Here is a 3232-nt window from a genome sequence, read left to right on the forward strand (position 1 = left end):
CAGTTTATCCCTGCAAGCACCCAGAGCCATCGGACCCAGCATTGCCGGACTGTTCTTTGAAGCCGAAATGCTGGTGACCCCGTTTTTATTGGCCGTCACCTTGCAGGGAATGTATCTGGTCCTGTTTCGCCGGTTTTTTAGTCATCCAAAACAGGAATATTAATATTCATTAACAATCAAAAATTAATGAACCTTATACCATGATCCTACAGATCTTTTATTCAATAGAAACACAGTAACTCCTAGCGAGCAGAGCCATAAAACAAACTGCACAACCAAAAACCACCGAAATGATTCAAAAATGATCAGACTGGAAACGAGAACCATCAGAGATAAGGCCATTCCCAAAACCGGTGCAAGATAAAACACCCCAAAACTGCCGATAAAAAAAACTAAAACCAAAGCAACCATGGTCGACGGTTTTTTTTCCAAGCGCGTTATATTCTCAGAATCTGCCGATAATCCGATGCCCTTGTGAGAAAACTCTATATGATGACGTCTATCATCGACACGTGAAGATAAAAAAAACAGACCTAGCAACACAAATCCGATGGCAAGTATTATCGGCACTGCGATCAGACCAACTCGTTCTAATATCATGATCTCGATATGATCTATTCCATACTGCCACAACGCTGTCAAAAAATTTCCTATACTCATAACGAGCGGTGTTAGTCTTTTGCCAAACCTGAATCGATAGGATTCTCGATGCTTATTTCTCGTACAGGCTCTTCAATATGAGAAGGCGAATCACCAGAAGACTTATGGCTAACACTTACATCTTCTTGGCTCTCAGTTTGAGACTCTGCCAACTTTGCCTTACCCTGTTCAATCATTTTACCCGTAGAAGACGCTAATTTATTTGCCCCAGATGCAACACCAGATGTGATTCTAGCAGTTGCTATAGACATAACCTGGCGGAGCATTTCTCCATCATCTGTTTTGAAATTTTGCAGATTATGCAAATCGTCTGCATTTTCCACATCGAAATAAGGCGCTTCTGGAAATCCTAGTTTATTAGCCCAGAGAGCATGAGGAAACTGGACACGAGTTGCATTGTATTTGCGCACGATGGCATTGTACTGTTCGCGCCGACTCTGAATAAGGTCTTCCACCCTGGTAATTTCACCCATAAGTGTTTGATAATTTTGATTTGCTTTCAAATCCGGGAATCCCATAGCTATCGCCTGAATTCTTCCCAATGTTGATGAACCCTGTTGATACAAGTTGGCAGCGTCGCCTATCGCCGTTTGATTGCCTGAAACGGTTATCTGAGTAAGTTTTTCATGGTCTGCATAGCCAGAGACGACTGAAATAAGCTGATTGATCAGATCGGCGCGCTTTTTCATGGAAGCCATAATGTTTGAGTGATACTCCTTCACCTGCTGCGCGAGATGCTGCAAGCCGTTATAGGACTTTATTGCTATGGCAATTAGTCCACCAAAAACTAAAATAAAAAAGAAAAATATGCCTAACATTTTTATGGCTTCCTTTATCCACCACAGATTATCAATTTTATTAGAATCGGCGTGTTATTAGTTGCTGGGCACATCCTGCAAAGCAGGGACTTGTGCAGAGGGTGCAACTGCCGCCGGACTATTACTCAAGCCAGATAGCCCATTATTTACCTGGCTGGATTCAAAATTCACACCCGCACCTATGGAACCAGAAGTTACTGTTCCGGAAAGTAACTGGTTCACTCTATCTTTCGCATCTTTAATAGCAATTTTTGTTGGATCTTGTTTTCTCATGCACCCACTCAAGTCATCAATACACTGCTTCGAGTAGGTCTCCAGCAGTTGGAAATAGGTCACTGCAGATTGCCGCGCCATAGCGAAGTGTTGTTGCTGATCCGGCTGGAGTCCACTTGCATAAAGTCCGGAAAATTGATTTGCGTAGCCTGTGGCTTGAGATTTTAATTGACGCCAGCAAGCATCTGGACTGCTATTATTTGCGTTGGATACTGCTAGACAATTAGCAAAATTCGCTTGCATACTGTGCTTCGCATTCGCCCAAAGTCCTACAAATTGACGTGTTACGTTGATACCCTGCTGTTTTTGCTGAGCATATCCTTGTGCAGAAGCCAGCGGGATTGGTAACGGTGGTGCGACTGTGCCTTGATCTGTGGCGCAGCCAGCCAATAAGGTTGCTGCAACGCCCATCCCTACAAGACTTTTAGTGTGGAAATTCATATAACGGCTCATATTTTTTCTCCTTTAGTTGATCGTTTAACCCAATGGGGACATTAGTTGATTTAAATGCTGTTGTTCGTACTGCGCATTATTTTCTCCATGATGCTTGACTGGCGCTGGAAAGGTTTCTGGCACTACGTTTGGTTTAATGATCTTATTAGCCGGTGGCGCGGCCTGTACCGGAGCGGCCTTTACCGGAGCAACCTGAGCAGGAGGCGTCGATGTAGGCAATGAAGGCGTGAGGATCTCTTCATGTACATTCGGCGACAGCTTGGGTATTGCATTATTTGGCTTCGCTATCGGCACGACTGGGACCTTTGGTGGTGGTGAGGTTACTGTCCTCGTTGTTGAATTTTCAGGCACCTGATTAGTCGAAGAACTGGTAACGGCCTGCTTGACCTTTGTCGTACGCGAGCTATGCGTAAGCATCGGTACAATGTATTGTTCAGCAGCTATTACTGCGGCTATTGCCAGCGCAAAACCGATGATCAACGGGAGTCTTCTTGATTTCCGAGGTGGGTCCACAGGAATCTTATCTTTTGATCTGTCGTCAGTAGGTTCTTTCCCATTTGGGCCAACGGATGGACCAATCGGATCTTTATGACCGTTATCATCCTCTCCCGAAGGACTGTTCCCCAGCTCCTCATTCTCCTTCGGGGGTTTGTCTTCGTCTGAGTCACCTCTCCTCCGTAGAGAATCGTCATCACTAACAATGGGTGCTGGTGACACTTTTTTCCCTGTACGCGGATCAAATTTAGCGCCACGCTGGCGTAGCCATTCCTCTGAATACGGCGGCGGAGAAATATCTGCGTCCGACATCTTATAGCTTCCTCATTCAGGCGACTACATGATCGCTGGAGGAGGAGGTGGTGTCGCAGCTACGGGTGCGACTGCCAGGGTAAACGGAATACTCTGTCCGCCAGCGATCCAGCAGGGGGTTGGGCTGTGCGGGTTCCCATACCAGCCAAGTTTTGCCGGAGCTGGCGGGACTCCCGGTGCAGACTGCCAGGCGGGTTGTTGCCAGCCACTGGCATCTGTCG

5 protein-coding genes are annotated in these 3232 nt (G+C 46.1%); all 5 read right to left on the bottom strand.

Features of this window, described 5'->3' with window-relative positions:
- Positions 1-183: 183 nt before the first annotated feature.
- Entirely contained in the window at positions 184-642 is a 459-nt protein-coding gene (locus AC2VLY_RS16155; RefSeq protein ID WP_227486600.1) for a hypothetical protein, read from the bottom strand.
- A gap of 29 nt (positions 643-671) precedes the next feature.
- Positions 672-1478, bottom strand: a complete 807-nt coding sequence (locus tag AC2VLY_RS16160) for a LemA family protein (protein WP_486922639.1) — start codon at positions 1476-1478, stop codon at positions 672-674.
- 57 nt (positions 1479-1535) lie between these two features.
- Positions 1536-2204 (bottom strand): hypothetical protein, encoded by a 669-nt coding sequence (locus AC2VLY_RS16165; protein ID WP_486922640.1) that lies wholly within the window; start codon positions 2202-2204, stop codon positions 1536-1538.
- Positions 2205-2228: 24 nt separating this feature from the next.
- A complete protein-coding gene (locus AC2VLY_RS16170) occupies positions 2229-3011 on the bottom strand; it encodes a hypothetical protein (protein WP_486922641.1) in 783 nt (260 codons plus the stop codon).
- Positions 3012-3027: 16 nt separating this feature from the next.
- A partial coding sequence (locus AC2VLY_RS16175; RefSeq protein WP_486922642.1) for a hypothetical protein occupies positions 3028-3232 on the bottom strand: 205 nt, incomplete at its 5' end.

It is taken from the genome of Acidithiobacillus sp. TH-A36, assembly GCF_057473445.1.